This is a genomic window from Desulfobacterales bacterium, assembly GCA_021647905.1.
In the GTDB taxonomy this organism is placed as follows: Bacteria; Desulfobacterota; Desulfobulbia; order Desulfobulbales; family BM004; genus JAKITW01.
The window spans coordinates 1-23,124 of the sequence record JAKITW010000046.1 but is presented as its reverse complement, the minus strand read 5'-3'; the positions used below and the strand labels follow the sequence as shown (position 1 = coordinate 23,124).

Annotated in this window: 23 protein-coding genes; 12 read left to right on the top strand and 11 right to left on the bottom strand. The window is 56.3% G+C overall.

The annotated features are described in order from the left end of the window. Nucleotides 1-285 precede the first annotated feature (285 nt). The 7 genes from L3J03_08160 (at nt 286) to L3J03_08130 (ending at nt 8,655) form a co-directional block, all read left to right on the top strand. Nucleotides 286-1,395 (top strand): glycosyltransferase family 4 protein, encoded by a 1,110-nt coding sequence (locus L3J03_08160; protein MCF6290951.1) that lies wholly within the window; start codon nt 286-288, stop codon nt 1,393-1,395. A 16-nt stretch (nt 1,396-1,411) separates the two neighbouring features. After that, complete coding sequence (locus tag L3J03_08155) at nt 1,412-2,545, top strand: glycosyltransferase (protein ID MCF6290950.1); 1,134 nt, start codon at nt 1,412-1,414, stop codon at nt 2,543-2,545. Nucleotides 2,546-2,560: 15 nt separating this feature from the next. After that, on the top strand, nt 2,561-3,487 hold the full coding sequence (locus tag L3J03_08150; protein ID MCF6290949.1) for a sulfotransferase: 927 nt from the start codon (nt 2,561-2,563) through the stop codon (nt 3,485-3,487). After that, entirely contained in the window at nt 3,471-5,738 is a 2,268-nt protein-coding gene (locus tag L3J03_08145; protein ID MCF6290948.1) for a hypothetical protein, read from the top strand. The genes L3J03_08150 and L3J03_08145 overlap by 17 nt, the downstream gene beginning before the upstream one ends. A 20-nt stretch (nt 5,739-5,758) precedes the next feature. Beyond that, complete coding sequence (locus L3J03_08140) at nt 5,759-6,877, top strand: glycosyltransferase family 4 protein (protein MCF6290947.1); 1,119 nt, start codon at nt 5,759-5,761, stop codon at nt 6,875-6,877. 105 nt (nt 6,878-6,982) lie between these two features. Beyond that, nucleotides 6,983-7,843, top strand: coding sequence for a sulfotransferase (locus L3J03_08135; protein MCF6290946.1), 861 nt, complete (start codon nt 6,983-6,985; stop codon nt 7,841-7,843). A 167-nt stretch (nt 7,844-8,010) separates the two neighbouring features. Next, nucleotides 8,011-8,655 carry a WecB/TagA/CpsF family glycosyltransferase gene (locus tag L3J03_08130; GenBank protein ID MCF6290945.1) on the top strand — a complete coding sequence of 215 codons (645 nt, stop codon included), beginning with the start codon at nt 8,011-8,013 and terminating at the stop codon, nt 8,653-8,655. Between the two features lie 114 nt (nt 8,656-8,769). Here L3J03_08130 and L3J03_08125 read toward each other — a convergent pair whose 3' ends face one another. The 10 genes from L3J03_08125 to L3J03_08080 all read right to left on the bottom strand — a co-directional run bounded on the left by L3J03_08125 (nt 8,770) and on the right by L3J03_08080 (nt 15,410). Then, complete coding sequence (locus tag L3J03_08125; GenBank protein ID MCF6290944.1) at nt 8,770-8,934, bottom strand: hypothetical protein; 165 nt, start codon at nt 8,932-8,934, stop codon at nt 8,770-8,772. Nucleotides 8,935-9,014: 80 nt separating this feature from the next. Continuing rightward, nucleotides 9,015-9,935: a 4Fe-4S binding protein gene (locus L3J03_08120; protein ID MCF6290943.1), complete on the bottom strand. Its 921-nt coding sequence runs from the start codon at nt 9,933-9,935 to the stop codon at nt 9,015-9,017. 4 nt (nt 9,936-9,939) lie between these two features. Beyond that, a complete protein-coding gene (locus L3J03_08115; GenBank protein MCF6290942.1) occupies nt 9,940-10,107 on the bottom strand; it encodes a hypothetical protein in 168 nt (55 codons plus the stop codon). Nucleotides 10,108-10,300: 193 nt separating this feature from the next. Continuing rightward, a complete protein-coding gene (locus tag L3J03_08110; GenBank protein MCF6290941.1) occupies nt 10,301-10,807 on the bottom strand; it encodes a TlpA family protein disulfide reductase in 507 nt (168 codons plus the stop codon). After that, a complete protein-coding gene (locus L3J03_08105) occupies nt 10,804-11,508 on the bottom strand; it encodes a DsbA family protein (GenBank protein ID MCF6290940.1) in 705 nt (234 codons plus the stop codon). The genes L3J03_08110 and L3J03_08105 overlap by 4 nt, the downstream gene beginning before the upstream one ends. Further along, entirely contained in the window at nt 11,505-11,939 is a 435-nt protein-coding gene (locus tag L3J03_08100) for a disulfide bond formation protein B (GenBank protein ID MCF6290939.1), read from the bottom strand. Before L3J03_08100 ends, L3J03_08105 begins: the two co-directional genes overlap by 4 nt. A 104-nt stretch (nt 11,940-12,043) precedes the next feature. Then, nucleotides 12,044-12,643, bottom strand: coding sequence for a tetratricopeptide repeat protein (locus L3J03_08095; protein ID MCF6290938.1), 600 nt, complete (start codon nt 12,641-12,643; stop codon nt 12,044-12,046). 273 nt (nt 12,644-12,916) lie between these two features. Then, the gene (locus tag L3J03_08090; GenBank protein ID MCF6290937.1) at nt 12,917-13,321 is read right to left on the bottom strand and encodes a hypothetical protein; all 405 of its coding nucleotides are present in this window, start codon (nt 13,319-13,321) and stop codon (nt 12,917-12,919) included. A 269-nt stretch (nt 13,322-13,590) separates the two neighbouring features. Beyond that, complete coding sequence (locus L3J03_08085; GenBank protein MCF6290936.1) at nt 13,591-14,508, bottom strand: MBL fold metallo-hydrolase; 918 nt, start codon at nt 14,506-14,508, stop codon at nt 13,591-13,593. Next, nucleotides 14,505-15,410 carry an HDOD domain-containing protein gene (locus L3J03_08080; protein ID MCF6290935.1) on the bottom strand — a complete coding sequence of 302 codons (906 nt, stop codon included), beginning with the start codon at nt 15,408-15,410 and terminating at the stop codon, nt 14,505-14,507. The genes L3J03_08085 and L3J03_08080 overlap by 4 nt, the downstream gene beginning before the upstream one ends. 556 nt (nt 15,411-15,966) lie before the next feature. Between L3J03_08080 and L3J03_08075 the strand changes: the two genes are divergently transcribed. The 5 genes from L3J03_08075 to L3J03_08055 are packed head-to-tail and all read left to right on the top strand — an operon-like array spanning nt 15,967 to nt 22,223. Continuing rightward, nucleotides 15,967-18,549 carry an ATP-binding protein gene (locus L3J03_08075; protein MCF6290934.1) on the top strand — a complete coding sequence of 861 codons (2,583 nt, stop codon included), beginning with the start codon at nt 15,967-15,969 and terminating at the stop codon, nt 18,547-18,549. Beyond that, nucleotides 18,515-18,877 (top strand): response regulator, encoded by a 363-nt coding sequence (locus L3J03_08070; protein MCF6290933.1) that lies wholly within the window; start codon nt 18,515-18,517, stop codon nt 18,875-18,877. The genes L3J03_08075 and L3J03_08070 overlap by 35 nt, the downstream gene beginning before the upstream one ends. 31 nt (nt 18,878-18,908) lie before the next feature. Then, a complete protein-coding gene (locus tag L3J03_08065; protein ID MCF6290932.1) occupies nt 18,909-20,936 on the top strand; it encodes a PAS domain S-box protein in 2,028 nt (675 codons plus the stop codon). A 44-nt stretch (nt 20,937-20,980) separates the two neighbouring features. After that, nucleotides 20,981-21,346 (top strand): response regulator, encoded by a 366-nt coding sequence (locus tag L3J03_08060; GenBank protein MCF6290931.1) that lies wholly within the window; start codon nt 20,981-20,983, stop codon nt 21,344-21,346. A gap of 10 nt (nt 21,347-21,356) precedes the next feature. Then, nucleotides 21,357-22,223 (top strand): HD domain-containing protein, encoded by an 867-nt coding sequence (locus tag L3J03_08055; protein ID MCF6290930.1) that lies wholly within the window; start codon nt 21,357-21,359, stop codon nt 22,221-22,223. Between the two features lie 62 nt (nt 22,224-22,285). Here L3J03_08055 and elbB read toward each other — a convergent pair whose 3' ends face one another. Further along, nucleotides 22,286-23,098 carry an isoprenoid biosynthesis glyoxalase ElbB gene (gene elbB, locus L3J03_08050; GenBank protein ID MCF6290929.1) on the bottom strand — a complete coding sequence of 271 codons (813 nt, stop codon included), beginning with the start codon at nt 23,096-23,098 and terminating at the stop codon, nt 22,286-22,288. Between the last annotated feature and the right edge of the window lie 26 nt (nt 23,099-23,124).

Here is a 23,124-nt window from a genome sequence, read left to right as displayed (position 1 = left end):
CCTTTCCCGACAGGAGGGGGTTTACTGAATGTTTACGTCTCGCAGGTTGTTGCGAGACCGACAAATTTGATGAACTGGTAACAACCCGAAAGGCTTCAAATGCCACCCAATAAAATCAACAAGTTACAACATGACACACGTCCGTCGAGCGGGTTGTTGCGAGACCGACAAATTTGATGGACTCGTAACAATCACGGCATTCAAAACTAAAGATGTTTTCCGCCGGTGCTTTTTCATGAAAATATATTTTGTACTTCTCAATAGCGAATTAGGAGCGAGCAAGACATGAAGAGTATCTGCTTTGTCGGAATGGACAACTATCCTGTCTTGAATCCCGACATGGGGATAACCAGGATCGGCGGTGAATCCCTGCAGCAGACCCTGCTGGCCAGGGAATTCGTTGCCATGGGCTATGAGGTGAGCATGATCGTCAGGGACTTCGGCCAACCCGACGTTGAGGAGCGTGACGGTATCCGGGTCTACAAAACGTACAGGCTGGACGCCGGGCTGCCGGTACTCCGTTTTCTCCACCCAAGGCTTACTTCCATTGCCAGGGCGTTGCCCCGGCCGGGCGCTGATCTCTATTACCAGTCCTGTGCGGCCATGCTGACCGGGCTGGTGGGCGGCTATTGTCGCAGGAACAAGAAGATCTTCGCCTTCCGGGTGGCCCATGACAGCGACTGCGTCCCGGGCCAACAGCTCATCAGATACTGGCGGGACAGAAAATTATACGAATACGGCCTCAAACGGGCTGATCTGATTCTTGTCCAGAGCGAACATCAGCGCCGGCTGCTCCGCCGACATTACGGCCTTGAAAGCATCCCCATGAACATGGCGGTTGAGTTGCCGTTGGCCCGGCCCGCCGGCAAGAGGGATATCGATATCCTCTGGGTGAACAACATGCGGCCCTTCAAGCGGCCGGAGCTGATGATCGATCTGGCCGGGATGCTTCCCGACCAACGGATCGTGATGATCGGCGGGCCCTGCCTGGGGATGGAACAGTATTTCGCCGGGATCGAGCAGGCGGCAAAACAGGCGCCGAACCTGGAATTCATCGGGCCTGTTCCTTACTCCCGGGTTAATGACTATTTCTTACGGGCCAGGCTTTTTGCCAATACCTCCGAGTCGGAGGGTTTTCCCAACAGCTTTCTCCAGGCCTGGATCAGGGGCGTTCCGGTTGTTTCCTTTTTTGACCCGGACGGATTGATCCAGGGCCACAGGCTTGGGGCGGTCCCCGCGGATATTGAGCAGATGGCCGGTGAACTCTCGCGGTTGCTTGAAAACGACGAGGAACGGTTGGCTTTATCCGGATTTGCCCAACAGTATGCCATCGATAATTACTCGCCAGCGAGCGTTGCCCGGCAACATGAGGCTGTTTTCAAGAAATTGATCTGAACTTGAGCAATAAAACGTGAAGCCCGTAAAAACATTATTTCTGCTCCCTTCCCTGCGTCGGGCCGGTGCCCAGACCCAGACCGTGGATCTGCTGAACGCCATGGGTGGCGGCTTTTCCAGAACCCTTGTGGTTTATGAGAGCAACCTGGACCAGCTTTCCCGCCTGGACCGGAGCAAAACAGACTTTATTCATATCCAGCGGACAGAACTGATCGACTTCAATCTTGTTCGCCGTATCGCCCGGATCATTGACGAGCAGGATATTGAGCTGTTGCATTGCACGCTGCAGTTCGCCCTTTTCATGGGGTGGCTTGCCCGGCGCAGATCCACGCGAAAGCCGCTCCTGGTCGCCTCGATCCATACCACCCGCAATGTCTCGATCAAGGATGAACTCCTTGACCGGCTCCTTTACCGGAGGATCCTGCGCAACTGCGAAAAAATCATCTTTGTCTGCAAAACCCAGGCAGAATACTGGCGCGGAAAATTTCCTGAATTAGGGGACAAGGCGGCGGTTGTGTATAATGGTGTTGATCCGGCCCGTTTCTCACCAGGCAAGGCCGTGGACAAGGGTCGATCATTGCGCCGCAGGCACAGTATCGGTGACAACTCGTTTGTCTTCTGCTGCATTGCCGGCTTTCGCAGGGAAAAGGGCCATGGGCTGCTGGTCAGGGCTTTTTCGGAGATTGGCGAAGACTCTCATCTCCTGCTTGCCGGCGAGGGTGAGTTCAGGCCCGGCATAGAAGAGCTGGTTGATCGACTTGGACTCTCCGAGCGGGTCCATTTCCTGGGGAACGTAGAAGATGTGCGGCCCGTGCTCGGGGCAGCGGATGTTTCAGTCCTCGCGTCAACCGCGGTGGAGACCTTTTCCATTGCAATGCTTGAGTCCATGGCCATGGAGGTCCCGGTGGTGGCAACAGACATCGGCGGGCTCAAGGAGGCTGTTATTCCCGGCCGTACCGGCGAACTCGTGCCTCTGGGAAATTTTATCGCCTTGCGCAAGGCCATGGTACAGCGCCTGAACGATCGGCGGGGCACGGCCGGGATGGGCCGGCAGGCACGCGCAGAGGTGCTCCGGCGGTTCACCATTGCAATAATGACGGAAAATACCGAGCAGCTGCTGCGCGAAGCCATGCGCCACCCGGGCAGCTGACAACTGGTTACCAGGATGAACGAGAACTTGATCCGGCAGCCCATTTTCTTCATCGGCATGCCGAGAAGCGGCACGACCATTATTTTCGAGGCAGTGGCGAGGCATCCGGAACTGGCCTGGCCCTCGAACTACTCGCAGAGAAATCCGCAGAGTCCATGCTATAATCTGGTGCGGCGACTGCATGAGAACCGTTTCTTTGTCGTGGAGGCCAGGAAGAAACAGTATGCCGAGGTCGCCTTCTGTAACAGGTACCTGGTCAAGCCGGCCGAGGCTTACCAGTTCTGGGACTATTATTCCCAGCGGGATTTCTCCCTTGCGGCCCTGGGCAGATGCAGGGCAGACCAGCGGACCGGCCTTCGCCTCCGAAATGCCGTTGCGAAAATTGTCCGCTACCAGGGCCGGACAAGGTTTTCGGCGAAACTGACCGGCCCGCCGCGGGTCGGTTATCTGAACAGTATATTTCCAGATGCCCGGTTTGTTCATATCGTGCGTGATGGCCTGGCGGTTGTTCATTCCCTGCTCAACGTCTCCTTTTGGAAGGAAAAGGGCGGATATGACGGGCCGTTCTGGCAAGGAGTACTCCGGGACGAGGATATTGACTTCTGGCGCCGGGGCGGCAAGGACCCCGGGGTGATCACCGCCCTGCAATGGAACCGGGTTCTGAAAATGACCAGGGCAGAGGCCGGGTGTATCGGGCCGGAGCGGTTGCTTGAAGTGAAATACGAGGACTTTATGGCTGATCCGCAGGCAGCCCTGACCAGGGTGTTTTCCTTTTGTAATCTGACCGATGCCGCCGAGGCCCATGACTCGCTCGCGCGCGGGCCAGAGCTGGTTAATATGAATCATAAGTATGCCAAGGAATGGAAAACGGAGTATATCAACCAACTCACCGATATCATGCGATCTTCGCTGGAAGCGTACGGTTATGTCACGGCTCGTTAGGCGCATTGCCCTTTTGCTGGCCACGCTCCTTCTGGGGTGGGGTCCGTTGTCCGGGGGGGCCGCGCCGCGCGGGGCATCCCTGGTCGAGTTCTTCCCTGACGGCGGTTTTGAGGTCGGCAACCTTGATCTTGAGATATCACGGACTCCCCGGTATGGAGTAGTCGCGCCCGGTCCCCCGGCCCTGGAAAACAGTATCCCGCTGGCCGGGGCCCGTTCCCTCCGGCTCCATGCCCTGACCGGCGGCAGGTACCGGCTGGTGACCAGGGCGCTCGGCCTGGTCCCTGGTGAACGGTATGACTTTTCCCTGATCGTGGGCGCGGAAAAAACCTCCAGGATCCGGGTTGAGGTCTTTGGCGCGGCAAGGGGCCCTGGCGGGAAAAAGATCGCCGGGACAACAAGGCGGCTTGGTAACGGTGTCAGCCGGATTGCCTTGTCGTTCAGGGCGAGAAAGGGTTTTTCCCGTTATTGGTGCCGGGTATTCCTCTCCGGCCGGGGCGATTTCTTGCTTGACGAGCTGAGCCTGAAGGGGCCGGGTCCTGATGGGCTGCCGGTGAAAAGGGCTTCCCTTGGCTTGAGCCCCGTCAATCCCCTGGGGGTGTTCAGGGCCGGAGAACCAGGGACCATGCTGGTGCGTACGCCCCCTGGTTCCGCCGGCCTGGTGAGCTACGATATTGTCGACAGGGTTACCGGCTCCCGGCTCGGCAACGGCCGGACGGTTCGGGTCGGTGCCAAGGGCGAGGCGCAACTGGTGCTGGCTACGGAACGGCGTGGTTCCTTTGTTGTCAACGCCCGGTTTATCCCCGCCTCCGGCGGACCGGAGGCTGCCGGGAGCAGGCCCTATGCCGTGATTCGGCCGGATCCGGTCAACGGCCCGCGGGACAGCCGTTTCGGCCTGTGCATGGAAGAACACGGCCTGGCGACATTTATTGATGCCCATTATACCCCTGAGAGCCTCTACCGCCTTGCCGGTGATCTTGGCGCCGGCAGTGTCCGGATCTTTTCACTTGCCCGGCCGGGCCTGCTGTCCGACGACGGCTCTACCTATGACTTCAAGGAGTTGGACCGGGCCTTGAGCCTGGCCGACAGATTCGATCTGGAGGTGATGATCCCGCTCGGTTCCAACCGGCCCAATAACGTGCCCGGCTGGCTCCGGACCCCCCGGCCGGAAGGCAACGTGGATCTGGTCTCCGGGCTACGGACAAAACGGCTCATGAAACTGGTTCGGCAAGATGCCGCCGGTTATCTGGACATGGCGGCCTATGAAAGTTTTCTCGAGAACCTGCTTGCCCATCTCCGCGGCAAGGTCGATTATTTTGAGATCTGGAACGAGCCGGGCCACAAGTTTTCCGTGGCAGATACCGTGCAACTTGCGGCAGTCACCTGGCGGGCAAGGTCAAGGGTCAACCCGGAGGCGGTCATTCTCGGTCCTTCCAGCAGCAAGGGGCGCGGGGTCGGGCAGGGGACGGACCCTGCCCGGGACCCGGAATTTCTCCGGGAATTCATGGCTGCCGGTGGCGGGCGCTACCTGGACGTGCTTTCCTTTCACAGCGGTCATGCCTTTCGCTTCATGGGAGATCGTTTTGACCTCCGTAACCAGGAAACCGGATATGTGCCGCGGTTGCGGCGTATCCTCGGTCGTTACGGGAAAACAACCATGGATATCTGGGATACCGAACGTGGCATCCCCTGGCGCAGCATGAACTCCGACAGCGGCCAGGGGGATGTCCCGCTTGACCATGGCGGGGGAGCGGCGAATGACATCGATCTGAAGTCGGGCCAGGGCCAGCTTGAGGTGGCGCGGCAGTTGCCCATGGTTTTTGCGGCCGATTTCGCCGAAGGGGTCGAGCGGATGTTCTGGTTCTATCTTGACTCGGGTCACCCGTCGATCCATTCCCCGGACCTGAGATGGGGCATGTTTGATCTGTACAATGAGCCGACGCCGATGCTTGCGGTTTATGACGCCATGACCGAAATCCTGGCTGGCGCTGTTTTTCACTCAAGGGTAGAGCGCCGGGACGGCACCCGGGTTTATCTGTTCCGGCGCGGTGGCGATACCGTGCTCCTTGCCTATAACTGGCGGGAAAAGGTTACCTCGTTTGCGGTTTCCAGCGAAGGGGCGGAGAGTGAACTTTTCGATATAATGGGCAACCCCGTTGCCGTACCTGTATCGTCCCCGGATGTTGAAGTGGATGGTTGGCCCAGATATATCCTGATCAAGGGCCGGGTGCCGGAGAGGGTGAAATTACGCTGAACCGGGGAGGTTGAAAATTGATGCGTTCAGGATCACGGCCGCAAGCCGGTCCCAGAATAATATTTACCGGAACCGACCCGGACTCCAGGGCCGGCGGGATCGGCGTGGTCATGCGCGGCTACTTCAATGCCCTGGAGTCGGCCGGCATTTCCTTTGAGTCCATTCCCACCTTTCACCCCGGAAGAGCAGGGGGCGGAACGGTGTTATGGCTGGCGGCCTTACCGAAACTGATACGTACAATCAGGCGGATTAAGAAAAAGGGAGAACAGCCGATTGTCTATTCCCAGGCTGGTAACGGTTTTTCCCTTTTCCGTGAATTTTTCGTGTTGCTCTTCTCCCGGCTGGCCGGGGCCAGAACAATTCTGCATATCCATGCCCCCCAGGCATACTACTACTTTGACAACCCGGTCTATTCCATTCTTTTCAAGATCGCGCTGCTGCCCGCCCACATGGTTTTTGTGCTGACCGACTGGTGGAAAGAGTTTTTTGTCACCAGGGGGGGGATCCGCAAACCGTTGGCAGTGATCCACAACCCCCTTTCGCCGGACCTGGAACAGATAGCCAATACCCCAAGGGACTATGGGGGGCTTGCCGCCCGCCACGGTGAAAAAGTGCGCATTCTCGCCATGGCAAGACTGGTCCCGGGCAAGGGGGTGGAGATTGCCATCCAGGCAATGGCCCTGCTCCCGTCCCATGTTCAACTGGCTGTGGCCGGGGAGGGCAGTGAAAGAAAAATGCTCGAAAAGCTCTCCAGGGAGTTGGGGTTGGCAGACCGGGTGTTTTTCAAGGGATGGGTCTCGGGTAAAGAGAAAGAGGAGTTGCTCGAAGATGCGGATATTTTCTGTTTGCCCAGCACCAACGACGCCTACCCCATCTCTTTTGTCGAGGCCATGTGTTATGGGATACCAGTGGTCGGCGTTCATTATGCCGGTATTCCGGATATCGTTGTAGACGGCAGGGTCGGCTACCTGGTGAAAGAAGCAGAGGCTCGACTTGTGGCCGGGGCGATCGCCAGGCTCCTGACCGTGGAGGAAAGAAGGGCGCTTGGCACGGCCGGCAAACCGTGGATTCTTGAAAGGTCCTCGCCAAAGAGCATTGGTGCCAGGCTGCGAACGATCATAGACAATGGTCTTCTGTAAGCAGGGCCTGGCTGTTGGCGACAAAAAAAATCAGCTGAAGGGTCGTTTCCCGTGCAAGACCAGGCAAAAGAAACCAGAGAAAGCCTACCGGACATCCTTTATATCATGGGCCCCGGTAGAAGCGGGACCACGATCCTGGATATCCTTTTGGCCAATAACCCTGGTATTGCCGGTTGCGGAGAGTTGAACTACATTTTCCGCGAGGGCTTTTTGCTGAACAATCCCTGTTCCTGCGGCGCGCCGTGCAATCAGTGCGCATTATGGGGCAAGGTAAGGGAAAAGGTCGGCCTGCCGGAGGGGGAACTGCTGGAGATCTTCAGGCTCTTCCTTTCCATTGAGTGGCATGCCGGCTTTTTCAAACTCATTTCCGGTCTGATCCCCAGGGCCAAACTCCGGCGTTACGCCGCGATCAACCATAAGCTCCTGGTTGCCATCAAGAGCGTGACCAGGGCCACGGCCATGGTCGATTCATCCAAACTCCCGGGCCGGGCCCTGGCCCTGGCTGAATTTTTCCCAGGCAAGACCAGAATAATCTGCATTACCCGCGATCCGGCCGGGATCATGCGCTCGTTCCAGAAAACCGGGTTGGAACAGGACCCCAAACCGCCCCTGGCCACCTGTCTTTATTACATAACCGTGTTATTGAGTTGCCGGCTGGTGGCCTGGCGGGTGGGAAGTAAGATGATCGAGATCCGTTACGAGGAGTTGATGAACGATCCGGTTGCCTGTCTTGCCAGGCTGGAAAAATGGAGCGGCCTTGATTTTTCCCGGGCCAAGACTATTCTGGCGAACAACGGAGATCTGCTGCCCGGCCACATCGTCCGGGGCAACCGGTTGCGAAGAAAAAACCGGATTCGATTCAAAAAAGGGATAAGGGAGGTCGCCTTGACAAGCATCTATCAGAAAATGCTTGTATATCTGATGCAAGCGGCGCGGCTCCTGCTCGGATTTAAAGGCCGGCCCTGATTTAAAGGTATTTTGAGGAATAAACCATCACGATGCGGGTTGCACATAAAAAAATACTCAAGCTGTCCGTTGCCGTGACAGATTACGGCGGGGCGACACAATGGGTCGTTGATGCCGCCCGGGGCACGGAGGGCCGGTACGTCTGTGTCGCCAATGTCCATATGTGCATGGAGAGCTTTGACAGTCCTGACTTCCGTCAAGTGGTGAACAATGCCGATCTCGTCGTGGCTGACGGCATGCCCCTGGTCTGGGCACTTAAGTCGTTGGGTGAGAAGCAGGCCTGTCAGGTGCGGGGTTCCGACTTGCTGTTGCGGCTCTGCGCTGCGGCGGAGAAGGGAAATATTCCCATCGGCCTGTATGGCGGCACACCGGATAGTCTCCGGGATTTCAAGTCATTTTTGGCACGCGAGTTCCCCTCCTTGGACATCGCCTGTACTGTTTCCCCTCCTTTCCGGCCATTGGATATTCAAGAGGATGCCGGGTATGTTGAACAGATAAACGCTGCCGGCGCAAAGATTCTGTTTGTCGGCATCGGCTGCCCCAAGCAGGAGAAATGGATGGCCGAACACAGGGATAGTCTCGCGTGTGTCATGGTGGGAGTCGGGGCGGCCTTTGATTTTTTCAGCGGGCGGAAGAAACATGCGCCGCGCTGGATGCAGAGGGCAGGGCTTGAGTGGCTGTTCAGGCTGGCCTGTGAGCCCGGACGGCTCTGGAAACGATATTCAAGGCATAACCCCCGTTTCATCTGGCATTTCGGCAAGCAGTTATTAAGGCTCCGTTTCAACCAGGCCGCTGGCAATCGTTTCCATTAGCTCCCAGGTTTATGCTGCCTGACAAGAGATTGTGGCTGAACGAGTTGTCAACAAAGACCATGGTTCCGCCGCGGTTCTGGTATCTGACTGAAAGCTTTGCATAGGAATAGGAGGTCAACAAGGCGACAAGCCCGGCCAAAAAAAAGCCACCAGGGTCGCGCCGTGGGCCAGGGACACGGCCTCGCCCAGCACCGCGAAGATACCGCCGCCCACCATGCCCCCGATGCCGATCGAAATAGCGCCGGCCAGTCCAACCGTCCTGTTCCCTGGTTCATGCATATAAATTCACCCGGGTGGGATGGTCCGGGGAAGAGTAGCTGGAAAAAATGGACATCGCACGCTGGTTGGTTGACGGAACTCTACTGAGTTGAAGGGCCGGCGTGGCCCATGTCCTTTTTCAGCCGGTAAGCGGCCGGCGCGGGTTGACCGGTGACCGGCAGGCCGCCCACTTCCAGGTTGATCGCATTGAACCTGCAGGCCTTGCTGCAGGCAAGGCATGATATACATTCCATGTCATCGGGTGACTCGTTGAACCGGACCCCCATCGGACAGACACTGTGGCAGGCCGCACAGTTGTTACACCTTGCCGGGTCAAGACGCAACTTGATCAATTTAATCTTGCTGAACAGGGCATAAAAGGCCCCGAGGGGACAAGCGGTTCGACAAAAGGGCCGGCTGGCCAACACGGCCCAGACAATAAAAAGAATGAGAAAAAAAAGCTTGATTAAAAAAAGCAGGCCCAGCTTGGCCCGAAGGGCGGGCTGCATGATAAGCAGCGGGAATCCGGCCTCCAGGGTGCCTGCCGGACACAGGTACTTGCAGAACCAGGGGCTGCCCAGGCCGAACTCATCAACCGCGAACAGGGGCAGGAGGATGACCATGAACAGCAGCAGCCCGTACTTTATATAGCGCAGGGGCGGCCAGATGTTGAACTTGGGTGAGGGGATCTTATGGAGAAGCTCCTGGAACAGGCCGAAGGGGCAGGCCCAGCCGCAAACCATCCGGCCGACGAAACTGCCGATCACGCCCATGGCGGCGACAACATAAAGACCGATAAAGAACCGGCCGCTTTCAAGGGAGATCCGGATCCCGGCGAGCAGTTGCTGCAACGAGCCAAGGGGGCAGTAGGTGGTTGCCGCCGGGCAGGAGTAACAGTTAAGCCCGGGCGAGCAGATCACCTTCAGCGGACCCTGGTAGATCCCCCTGGTGGCCGGGAAATTCCAGTAGCCGTTGGTGATCAGGAAAAACAGGGCCTGGACCCATTTGCGGACGAGATCCATGGGGCTAGCCGATCCCTATACAGGACAAACAGATCTGGGTGGCCTGCTCAAGGACCCGGGCCGGCTCGCCCAGGCTGATTGCAATCACCCCGAGGATAAGAAAGATAAATATTGCCACAAACGGGGCGATCCTGATTTTCTGTTTTGTGCCGGGTTTTTTCTGCTTGTTCATGCCGCCTCCATCAAACAAGGGTCACGGTAACCGTTCAGCAGCACCACATCTTCGTCTGTTTCGGCCTTCTCACATAGAGGGACTATAGCTCAAAAGCCTAAACGAACAAATCTGCAGCACTGCTGAACGGTTACAGGCCTGAGATTGTGGGCCTCTTTCGCATGGCCGGTGAACGGTTACGGGTCACGGGTCGTCACTGGTTGATATATCTCATCATCATCTGCCGATACACCGGAGAGTCCCATTGGGCCGAGCCGATGAACTTTTCCCGGAGTACCCCCTGTTTATCAACGATAAAGGTCTCAGGAAGTCCGGTCAGGCCATATTTCTGACCAATCTTGTTCTTCTGGTCATCAAGGATCGGCATGGTGAGGCCCAGCCTGGCGGCAAAGGTGTCGGCCAGGGCCGGATCATCCTTGTTGAGTATGGCCAGCATTTTGAACTTGTCCTTGGGCAGCATGGTGTAAAGCCGTTGCATCGAGGGCATCTCTTCGCGGCAGGGTGGACACCAGGTTGCCCAGAAATTAATAAACACCACCTGTCCCTTGAGTTCGGACAGGGTCCAGGTCTTGCCGCTTCTGTCCACCAGGCTGAAGTCCGGGGCCGGCTCGCCGACCTCGGCCACCTTGGGCCTCTGGCCGCAGGCGGTGATGAACAAGGGTAAACAACACAGCAGGATTAAAAAGGATAGTTTTTTCATAATGAGTTATCGCCTCCGGAATTTTGACCCGTACGGGTATGGTCGGGCTGGTTCGGGTAATTCGCCTTGATTTCATCCTGGACCAGTTGCAGCAATTGCTGGTAACCAAAGGGTTGCAGGGGCTTGCCGTTGACAAAGAACCCCGGCGTCTTGCGGACGTTAAGGGTCTGGGCGTCGGCAAGGTCCTGTTCTATCAGTTTTGTAATTGCCGGGTCGTTCATATCCTTCCTGATCTGATCAAGGTCAAGGCCCGCCATTGGCAGAAACTGCCATATCCGCTGCGGTTGCGGGTTGCTGTGGCTGGCCCAGTAAGGTTGTGATCTGTACATGATATCCAGGGTCTGCCAATATTTCCCCTGTTTCCCGGCCGCCTCAAGGATCTTGACGAAATAATCAGCGCCGTCATGGAAAGGGGCGTACCGGATAACAAGTTTGATCCTGCCGGGATTGGCCTCCATGAGTCGCTTTACCAGGGGAGAAAAAGCAGCGCAGGTTTCACATGCCGGGTCCATGAACTCCACAAGATAAACCTTTGCATCGTCACTGCCAAGGGTCTGGGAATGGTCCCGGACAAAAAGGGAGGCGTTTTCCCTGGCCATGAAGCCGAGTTTTTTTGCCTGTTGTCCCCTGTAATAGGAACCGCCGAACATAAACGCCAGGACCAGTACAAGGCAGGAAACCACAACTATTACATATTTCATCTGGACATCCTCGTCTTTAAGGTAATTAACAGGGCGATTATCGTTGAAAACGAAAGCAGGGAAAGCATTGGTATGGTCAGGAAACCAAACAGGGAGATGTATTCCTCTGTGCACGAGACCCCCTGGGCGCAGGGCTGGAGGTCCTCCGGGATGATCCCGGCATACAGCAGGTTATGATAGGCCGCGGTGAGCCAGCCGGCCACTGCCAGCGGCAGGGCATATTTCAGCACGCCCCTGTCAAGGGGGAAAAGCCCGGCTGCCAGGATTATGACCAGGGGGAACAGCGCTATCCGCTGGTACCAGCACAGAACACAGGGGGCAAACTCCATTACCTGGCTGAAAAACAAGCTCGCCGTGGTTGACGCGCCGGCCAGCAGCCAGCAGAGAAAAAGAATGGTCCAGTTCACAGACTCTTGATTTAAACGGGTCATATCGGTTGTTCTCCGGAATCCAGCGTGAAGATTATAGTAACCGTTCACCAGGGGCTACAGATTTACGGAAACCACCGGCCGGTAAGCGTTGACCAGCACCCGGCCTATTGAAACAGCGTCTGCTCATTGAGCGCGGCTATCTCCCGGCGGGCCGCCTCGGCCAGTTGCGGATCAGGGTTCAAGGCGAGTACCTGTTCAAAGGCCGGCAACGCCTTGTCCCTGTCGCCCTGCTTCAGGTACACCAGGCCGAGGTAGTACAGGGTGTGACTATGGGTCGGATAGATAGCCAGCACCGCCTTGAACTTTTCCAGGGCGGTCTCGTAATTGCCGGTATGCAGGTGCATCACGCCCAGGTCGTTGAGGATATGGATATCGGTCGGGGCGATTTTCTCGGCCCGGGTGAAAATCACGATTCCTTCCTGATATCTGTTGCTGTCAAAGTAGATGTCGCCAAGCTCGATCATCGCCTTGACGTTGTCCGGGTCAACGGCCAGTTCCTGTTCCAGCTCTGCTATCCGGTCCGTTGGCAGGGGGATGTCCCGGGCCGGGATAGCCGCGGCCCCGGAGTCCGGATAGCTGGAAGGGCCTGCCGGGGACTTAAGGGCGCTGTAGATAATGCCCCCCAGGAAACCGCTGATAAAGGCGACAATGGTGATAATAATTACGATTTCCTTTTTTACTGAAGCCGTGTCTGTTTTTTTCATGGGCATCACCCTTGATGGTCATCCAACAAATCAGAATGTCACCTGCGGCCGCAAAGAGCGCGAAAAATAATATGCGGTTATTAAGGGAAAAAACCTTGCGGAGCTGGTGGGTTCGCGTGAACAATGATAATTGTCACCGGGTTGTCACTCCCGCCCGCCGGGCAAGGCGGTCCGCCGGCCAGGTATTCAAGCCGGCGGTCAACCTGTCCTGATGGTTGGTGTGGGCAGGAAACAGTGAATCAGGGAGGAAACCTCCGGACAGAGGCTGGGTTGTTAGATCAGGAGAACGACTGTCCGCTGGGCGGTGACGGGGTGAGAAGGGGTTCGGGCCTGGTTGAGGACAAAAGACATCCGGTCTGCTGTTTTTTGCCGGAATCCCTGCCGGCTGTCAATCAATACACCGGGGAACAGGATATTCGCCGGCACCGGCAGTACCTTCTCAGGGGGCCGGATCAATGATTTTGAGTTTGCCAGGGAGATGTCAATGCAGTCATTGTTTCCCTGGCCCGCCATGGCGGAGCGGTACTCATAAAAAAGGGGTCCTGCCGCCTCAACCGGGGAATGGCAGTCCGCCGGATGGAGATACTGCCGGTCGACCAGTTGGATCTTCTGCCCCTCCGGGCAGAATGCCAGGGCCGTGGCGCCGGTTGGAAAGGAGGCCAGGAAAATCGCTGTCAACAGTAGACAGATTATCCGCTGTGCCGCGTTTCTATGAAATATCTCAAGCATATACTTTTTATGTCGCGCCAATAGTCGCCGGCCGTCCGGACCCAAATCCTGATAAACTGTCACGGCTCGGCGGATCAACCGGGTTGGTTACCACAGAGCTGCGAATCATAAGCTGTTTAACCGGAAAAGCAAAGCGAAGAATACGATCACGGTCCGGGGCAACCATCCAGTTCTGCCCTGCGGTCTCTCCCCGGAGCGGCCATTATCCGGGGTTATCTCTAGGGTTCCAGTTCCAGACCCTCGCGGGCCAGGGTTATTTTCATATCGCCATACCTGCCGGGCGCGCAGTGGATTTCCGCCAGTCGGTCAAGCTGGGAATCGGTCCGCATGGGGTCATGATGAAACAGGACAAGGTGTTTTACCTGGGCGCGGCTTGCTGTTTCGCAGGCATGCTCAATGGAGGTGTGGCCCCAGCCTTTTTTCGATGTCTCATATTCCTCCCGCGTATATTGGGCGTCGTGGATCAGCAGATCGGCGCCGGTGAAAAAATCCTCCAGGGCCTTATTCTGTTCCCCGGCAATCAACTCGCCCTCGGCGGCCATGGTTTCGTCATGGGACGGATCATCCGGCCCGGCTGCAAAAAGGTTGCGATAGGGTTCCGTGTCATGGGCCGTACAGACCACCTTGCCATTGTATTCAAAACGATATCCCAGGCACATGATCGGATGATTCAGGTACTTGGTGCGGAGGGTGACCCCGCCCTTGAGATCAATCTGCCCTTCCTTGAGTTCAATATAGTTGATATCAGCGGCCAGCCAGTCTTTCCTGATCGGGAAATAACGATAGGTCATCTGGCCGGCCATGGCCTCTTCCAGGCTTTCTCCCTCAAGGTTGAACGGGCCATGGACTTTCAATTTAGTGGTGGGAAGATAGCTTGGCACAAAAAACGGGAAACCCATGATATGATCCCAGTGGGTATGGGACAGGAAAATCTCGGTCCGGATCGGTCCCCTGGGCAGATCATGGGCCATCATATGGTTGCCGAGTTCCCTGATACCGGAGCCCGCATCAATTATAATCAGCCGTTCCGGATCGTTAAGCCGCAACTCGATACATGCTGTGTTGCCGCCGTACTTTACGGTGAGCGGTCCCGGACAGGGAATTGACCCGCGCACCCCCCAGAATTTAATCTTCATCCCTGTGTCTCCGTTGTTGATGAAACATTCAGAAAAACCCGCGCCTTTTCAATCTCATCTTCAACCGTTTCCAGGAGAAAGGACAGATCGGCCCATTGAAACCCGGTCAGGTCCAGCAGCCTGGTCAACTGGTCATAATCCTGATAAGGGTCGCCGGCAGTGCCGAAATCGAAAATATTCGCATATGCATTGGCAAGGGCGACAATGGCCACCAGTTCCCTGTTCTTTTCTTCAGCCTTGCCTGGATCATGGTGATAACCCAGGGTATCGGTCATGGTACTTGACAGTTGCCATTTTTCAGCAACCATTTTTCCGGCCAGGCCATGGTCCAGGCCAAGGATTGCTGTTTCCGCCGCAGGCAGGATATCAAACCGGCTCCGGGTCGATTCCAGGGCCTGTTGATATTCCGCCGGGAAACAACTGGTCAGCACAACCTTGCCAAGGTCATGGAGCAAGCCGCCGATGAATGATTCCTCCCGCATCGTAACCGGCACCCCCCTGGCCGCGGCCAGGGCCCTGGCAATAACCCCGACAGAGATCGAATGGGTCCAGAAAAGGTCCATGGCCAACCCCGGCGCCGGACCTTGTTTGGTTACGGCGCCGAGGATGGCGGTGGAAAGCACCAGATTCTTGACCGTGTTAAGCCCCAGCATGATGATCGCCCGGGTCAGGGTGGTAATCTTGTTCGGCAGTGAATAAAAGGCCGAATTAACAAGTTTCAATACCTGGCCGGTGAGCACCGGATCCAGGGAAATGACCTGGTTGAGATCCCTGGGCGAGGTGTCGGGTTGATTGCAGACCGCAAGGACCTTGGTCACGGTGGTGGACAGGCTCGGCATCCGGTCAATATAATTGCGGATGCGGATAAGGCGTTGTTCTCTGGTTAAAAGATTATTCTTCATCGATCGGTATAACCCTTGCGTGGGACGTTGGCCTACCCATGACCCCTGGAGGCGGCAAAGGGGTGTGTCCGCCTGTTCCTCGGACCATGTTCAACCTATCATTTCCCTGCCATTTTCCCAGAAATAATTTCCCCCTGTTTTGATTTCCTGGCTTCCTTCCCGGGCGGCCCGCCGGGCGGCGCGAAGAAAACCGGCAGATATTTTCGATTATTACTCTTCCTGTTTCAACCCGGCCCCTGCCTGGCAATCCCGCTCCCAGGCATGGTTTCCCGATACGACCCTGGTATTTTTGCCTGGTAAAAACCTACCATAACCCTGGTATTTATATTTCTTGCTATCCTGCTGATTTTCTGTATCAAGTAATCAGGGGACCGGCGCAGCGGCAAGGTTGCCCATCGCAGGGTGGAACAACCACGTCTGGCACTTGTCAACGCCTGTGAGCGCTTGCAGGGTGCCGGAGATGCAAGGCATCGGCCTGGGAGCTTATACATCAGCAACCACTCACAGGGTAAGCCCCGGCAACGGTGGTTGTGTTGAAAAAGGAGAACACCGCGTCATGAGCTTGATTCTCATCGTTTCCATAATGATTCGTCTGGCGGCAATGGGCTGGTCCATTGTCCTGCTCCGCCGCGCGCGGGACTGGCGGATGGGATTTCTGACCATGATGCTCGGGCTGATGGCCCTGCGCCAGATCCTCACCCTGCTGACCCAGAAAGAGTCATGGGCCGTCTCGGTCAGCGGCCACCTGACCGAGCTTCCCGCATTGCTGGTCGGCATAATGGCCTTTCTGGCTGTTTTTTTCCTGGAGCGAATCATCAGCGAACAAAAGCGGGCCGGCCGGGAGTTACGGCAACGGAGAGATGCGGATATCAAATTGGCTGTAATCGCCCGGGAGCGGGCCGAACTCCAGGACTGGATAAACACCTTTGATACGTTCGTGGGCAAGTTCGATCCAGATGGGCTCGGGATTATTTTCAACGAGACGCCGCTCAAGGCCGGCGGACTTGCCGGGGACGAGGTGGTTGGTAAATACTTTCCCGATACGCCCTGGTGGTCACATTCGGAAAAAGAACGAGCCCGGGTAGTTGAATGTTTTGTCCGGGCAAGGGCCGGCCGGTCGAGCCGGATCGAGACGGACTTCAGGGGCGCGGACGGGAGTCCGGTTCCCATTATTTTTAATTGTCAGCCAGTGCTGGGTGATCGGAGAGAGGTCAAATATATTACCGCGGAAGGCAAAATAATCTTTGAGGAGGTGAGGTTGCGCGATGCCTTGCGGAAAGAGAAAGAGAACCTGGAAGGGCGGGTAAAAGAACGGACCGCGGAGTTGGTGGCGGTAAATAAAAAATTGCTGGGGGAGATCAACGAACGAAAGCGGGCCGAGCAGGCGATCCGGGAGAGCGAAAGATTTTTTTCAGGCGTCTTGAATGACATGCTCACCTTTGTCGCGGTGCTCGAACCGGACGGGAGGGTGATATTCGTCAACAACACGGCCCTGGATGCGGGAGGGCTCACCCTGGACGAGGTAAAGGGTAAAATGTTCCATGACGCCTTCTGGTGGCAACACTCCGGACAGGTAAGGCAACAGATCAAGGAGGATGTCAGGATCTGCGCCACCGGAGAAACCCTGGTTCACGATATTGAGTTTCAGGCCGTTACCGGGGAACTGGTATGGATAGAGTACAGCATGCACCCGATTTACGATGAAAACGGGAAAATCAAATACCTGGTGCCCGAGGGCCGTGACATCACCGGGCGTAAGCAGGCGGAGGAACACATTCAACATCTGCAGCGGGTCCTGATGGCGATCAGGGATGTTAATCAACTCATTGTCCATGAGAAAAACCGGAAAAAGCTGCTGCAGGGGGCCTGTGATATTCTCAATCAAACCCGGGATTACAAGCTGGTATGGATCGGGGTGGTCCGGGAAGACGGCATGGAAGTCACGCCCGTGGCCCAGTCTGGTTCTGATCAGGGTTATCTGGACTCGATAAGGATAACCCGGAACGGTTCGGCAAGCGGCAGCGGCCCCACCGGCATGGCCATCAGAACCGGAAAGCCCGCTGTAATGCGGGACATTGTCAGGGACCCCGCTTACCGGCCGTGGCGGGAGGAAGCAATCAAGCGCGGCTATGGTTCATCGGCCGCCATTCCCCTGATCCATGAAAACAAGGGCCACGGCGTTCTGAACGTGTACGCCCATCTTGCCGATGCCTTTGGCGCGGAAGAGATCGACCTGCTGGTCGAGGTTGGCCAGGATATTGCCTTTGCCCTTCATAATATTGAGATGGAACAGGAACGGAAACAGGCGGTGGATGATCTGCGCAGGGCACACGAGGGTCTGGAGGCCAAGGTGAGCGAACGGACCCGGGAACTGGCCCGGGTCAACAGCGAGCTTAAAGAGATGGATCGGCTCAAGTCCGAGTTCCTGGCCACCATGAGCCATGAACTGAGGACCCCGCTCAACTCGATTATCGGTTTTACCGGCATAATCCTGAAGGGCCTTGCCGGCGAGATCAACCAGGAGCAGAAAAAGCAGCTTGCCCTGGTTTACGGCTCTGCCAACCATCTGCTTAACCTGATTAATGATATCCTTGATCTCTCCCGGATTGAGTCCGGCAAAATGGAAGTTCTCGTGACAGGATTCAAGATCAAGGAGATTGTCTCCGAGGTAACGCAGACCTTGTCGCCAATGGCCTCCCAGAAGGGGTTGCAACTGGTCACGGAGATAACGGATAAGATCCCGGAGATCAGCAGCGACCGGAAAAAAATATTCCAGATTCTCCTGAACCTGGCCAACAACGCGGTGAAATTCACCAATAACGGTGAGATAAGAATTGACTGCACAATGGCCGGTCATAACCTGACGGTGAGCGTTTCCGACACGGGTATTGGAATCGAAAAGGAGAAAATGGGTTGTCTTTTCGAGGCGTTTCGCCAGGTCGACGGGTCAGCCCAACGCAGATACGAGGGGGCCGGCCTGGGGCTGCATCTCTGTCGCAAGCTGGTGACCCTGCTGGGTGGGACAATATGGGCGGCCAGCGAATATGGCAAAGGTTCCTGTTTCACCTTTACCCTGCCGGTTGAATTCCGGCAAGGAGGACCAGATGAAAAAGAGGATACTGATAATCGAGGACAATGAGCAGAACCTGTACCTGGCGACCTTTCTTCTTGAACAAAGCGGTTATGAGATCATCGCGGCCCGGAACGGGCTTGAAGGCGTGGGAAAGGCCCAGGCGGAAAAACCGGACCTGATCTTGATGGACATCCAGCTTCCCGAGATGAACGGCTATGAGGCGACAACCCGGATAAAGGGCATGGCCGGGATCAACCGGATACCCATTGTCGCGGTAACCTCCTATGCAATGGTGGGGGACCGGGAAAAGGCGCTGGCAATCGGCTGCGCCGGCTACATCGAGAAACCCTTTGATCCGGAGACCTTTGTGGCTGAGATTGAAAAGCATCTTTAGCCGGCGCAGGTGTTCCTGATAAAGGAGGCGGATGATGAGAGTCCTGCTCGTCGATGACAGCAAGGAAAACATCTATATGCTGGAGGCCCTGCTGCGGGGTTATGGATATGAGGTGGCCGCGGCCGGTGATGGGATCGAGGCGCTGGAAAAGGCCGGCCGGCAGGATTTCGACATGATTATTTCCGACATCCTGATGCCCCGGATGGACGGATTTCAACTCTGCCGCGCGGTCAAGACCGACGCGAGACTGAAGAAGATCGCCTTTGTCTTTTATACCGCCACTTATACCGAGCCCAGCGACGAGGAGTTCGCCCTGGGTCTGGGGGCGGAAAGGTTTATCACAAAGCCTGCCGAACCCGATGTTTTCATGGAAATCATAACAGCGGTTCTCAAAAGTCACGAGACCGGGTCTCTGCGGGCGGCCAAGTCACCGGCCGAGGATGAGGGCGTTTACCTGAAAAAATATAACCAGCGGCTGATCAGGAAACTGGAAGACAAGATGCTTGAGCTGGAAAGGGTGAATGCCGGCTTAAGGGAATCAGAGGAAAAATACCGCGATTTAATCGACAATGCCAATGACGCGGTGATAGTTTTCGAAAAGACGGGAAGGATAAATTTTGTCAACCCCAGGTTCGGTGAAATGACGGGCTATTCAATGGCCGAGGCGGTGCAACTGCACTTGAACGAGTTGATCCATCCCGGTGATCTGGATTCATGCCGGGAGCGTTTCGCAAAAAGACTGGCCCGGGGAAAAATCTCCAGGAATTACCAGGTGCGACTCCTGGGCAAGGCCGGCCAGACGATCTATGTTGATAACAATGCCGGTACGATTGAAAAAGAGGGCCGGATAATCGGAATCCTGGCGATCATGCGGGACATCACCGCCCGCCGGCGGGCCGAGGAGAAGATAAGGGAGTATTCCAGAAACCTGGAACGGATGGTGGAAGAACGCACCGAGGAACTCAATAGAGCCCTTACCAATACCGAACAGGCCAGGGACCGGATTGACGCAATAATAAAGTCCATTGCCGACGGCTTGATCGTGACCGACGTGGGGAACCGGCTGGTCTTGATGAACCGGGCCGCAGAGGAGATGCTGGGGGTACGGTTCAGCGATGTGGTTGACCGGCCGATTGATTTTGCGATCCAGGAAGAGACGCTGCGTGAAAGGGTCAAGTATATCCTGGATAAAAAGATAACCGGCTACCAGTTTGATTTCGGGCTGCCGGGCCCTGATCCCGGACATCCCCGGACCATGCGGGCGACAACCTCGGTGATCGAGGACAAAAAGGGCCGGCAGGCGGGTATTGTGATGATTATCCATGATGTCACCCGCGAACGTGAAACAGACAAGATGAAGACCGATTTCATCTCCACGACCGCCCATGAGTTCAGGACCCCGCTGACCTCGATTCGAGGATTTTCGGAAATATTGCTCACCAGGGACGATATCAGCAGGGAAGAACAGAAAAAGTTTCTGGCCTATATCAACAAACAGGCGGTAACCCTTACCCGGATAATCAGCGATCTTCTGGATATCTCCCGGATAGAGTCAGGGCTGGGGTTTTCCTTGAATAAAGAGAGCTGCAACGCCGGTGACACCGTTAAGTCGATGATCTCGCACTATCAGGCCATATCCCCAGGGCACCGGTTTGATGTTGTGCTGCCCGGTGAATCCGTGGAGTTGTTTGTGGACAGGGAAAAAATAGGACAGGTCCTGACAAATATTATTGATAATGCGATTAACTATTCTCCCCAGGGCGGTAGAATAAGGGTGGTTGGAGAAATCATTGGCAATGATTGCCGGATATCCGTTGAAGACCAGGGGATCGGAATGTCCGCTGAACAGGTTGATAAAATGTTTGTCAAGTTTTACCGGGCTGATACCTCTGGTTCGGCCCCCGAGGGGACAGGACTGGGGATGACCATTGTCAAATACATTGTCGAGGCGCATGGCGGGCGGGTCTGGGTGGAGAGTGAGGCTGGCAAGGGGACCATTGTCAGGTTTACGCTCCCCATCGGCTCACCGCGGCAGTCGGCACCGGGAGATGCGGGATGAGCTTTGAAAATCCCCAAAGGCCGCTTTGGCAAAGGAGTAACAGGATGAAAAAGATTCTCATAGTAGACGACCAGTTGGAGGTCCGGGAACTGGTGGAGGTAACCCTGAGGGTGGGCGACTACCGGATTCTCCAGGCCGTAAGCGGTGAAGAGGCCGTTGGGATTGCCAGGTCGGAACGGCCTGAACTGATTATCATGGACATCATGATGCCCGGCGGGATCGACGGGCTGCAAGCAACCCGCATCCTGAAGAACGACCCGGAGACAAAAGATTGCAAAATAGTCATGTTAACGGCCAGGGGTCAGGAGACGGACAAGGCCAGGGGACAGGAGGCCGGGGCTGACGATTATTTTGTCAAGCCCTTCAGCCCGCTGGAGCTGATAAGAAAGGTGGAAGAAATTCTAGGATAGGGAGGCGCGGATGGGTATTGATAAATCACCGGGCGGCTATTCTGATTTTGATCAGTTGAAGAAGTATGCCAGGGATCTTGCCGAGGTGTACCGGGCCGAGAAAGAGAAAAGAAAGGAACTTGAGGCCGCCAACCGGCAGCTTATAAAATATGCCGATGACCTGGGCAAGACCCACGCTCACCTGAAATTCACCTATCAGAGCTTGCAGGAGGCCTATCTGGACACCATTCACCGGCTGGTGATCGCGGCGGAATACAAGGACGAGGACACCGGCGGCCATATTATCCGGATGAGCCGCTACAGCGCCCTGATTGCCGATAAACTCGGGTTGCCGGCCCGGGATGTCCGCAACATCTTCTATGCAGCGCCAATGCATGATGTCGGCAAGATCGGCATTCCGGACAGTATCCTGCTCAAACCCTCGAAACTGAGTGACGAGGAGTTTGAGATCATGAAGGATCATACCACCATCGGCGCCAACGTGCTGGCCGACTCCAGGTCCGAGGTCCTTCAGGTCGCCCACCAGATAGCCATTTCCCACCATGAAAAGTGGAACGGCAGGGGATATCCCCTGGGGCTTGCCGGGGATGGGATCCCACTGGCCGGCAGGATTGTCGGCCTGCCCGACACCTTTGACGCCTTGACCTCCAGGCGGCCCTATAAAGAGCCATATCCGCTGGAAATTGCCTATGATATTATCCGGAAAGAACGCGGCCAGCAATTTGACCCCGGGGTTGTGGATGTTTTTATGGAGGTCAAAAAAGAGGTCCGGGAGATCAAGGAAGAGGCAGACGCGGCAGGGGATGTATCCTATGCCGATTTTGTCTGGAGTGAAAGGGACCGGAGCGCCGGGGGGGCTGGATCCGGGCCGTTGTGAGGCTCTCCGGCGGAACTTCTCCGCCTTCAATCCCCGGGACCTGGCCGGTGATTTCCGGGCCCTTACCGGTCGATCTGCTCCATGACCGCCTTGACCAGGTTTTCCGCGCCCGCGCCGATCTGATCCACCCGGGCGTCGAGCATGTAGCAGGGGGTGGTCACCAGTTTGTTCTTGTGGTCGATGACGATCTCGCCGTGGGTGGTAGCGGAGTGGCGGGCCCCCATCTTTTCAAGCGCCGCCACGGTGGTCGGGTCGGAGCCGACGGTCACCTCGACGTTGTCCAGGATCCTGGCCACAATAACCGGGGCGATGCACAGGGCGCCGATGGGTTTTCCCTGGGCCGCCATTTCCTTGATTGCCCGGACCAGTTCCGGGATGACCGTGCATTCCGGCCCGGCAACCACGAAGTCGGAGAGATTCTTGATCACCCCGAGACCACCGGGGATAATCAAGGCGTTGTAGTCCGTGGCCCGGAACACGGCAAGATCAAGAATCCGGCCGCGGGCGATCCGGGCCGATTCAACCAGGACATTACGTTCCTCCGCCATCTCCTGGTTGGTAATGAAGTTGAGTACATGACGCTGGGGAATGTCCGGGGCAAAGCACTGGTAGTCCGCGCCATGTTTATGGATGGCCCACAGGGTGAGGACCGATTCGTGGATCTCGGCGCCGTCCTTGTTGCCGCAGCCGGACAGCACCACCGCGATCTGGATTCTTTTCATGTCAAACCTCCTGGGTAAACATTCAGTAACCCCCCTCCTATCGGGAAAGGGATTTTCTTCTACCAACGGCCGCTCCATTGAGAAGGGCCGGCTGTTCATAAACAGGCTATCAAGCAGGAACTCGCTTCGCCGCGGCGGCGATTCGGAACCCATAAGCATATCCTGCCGAAGTTGTTTCA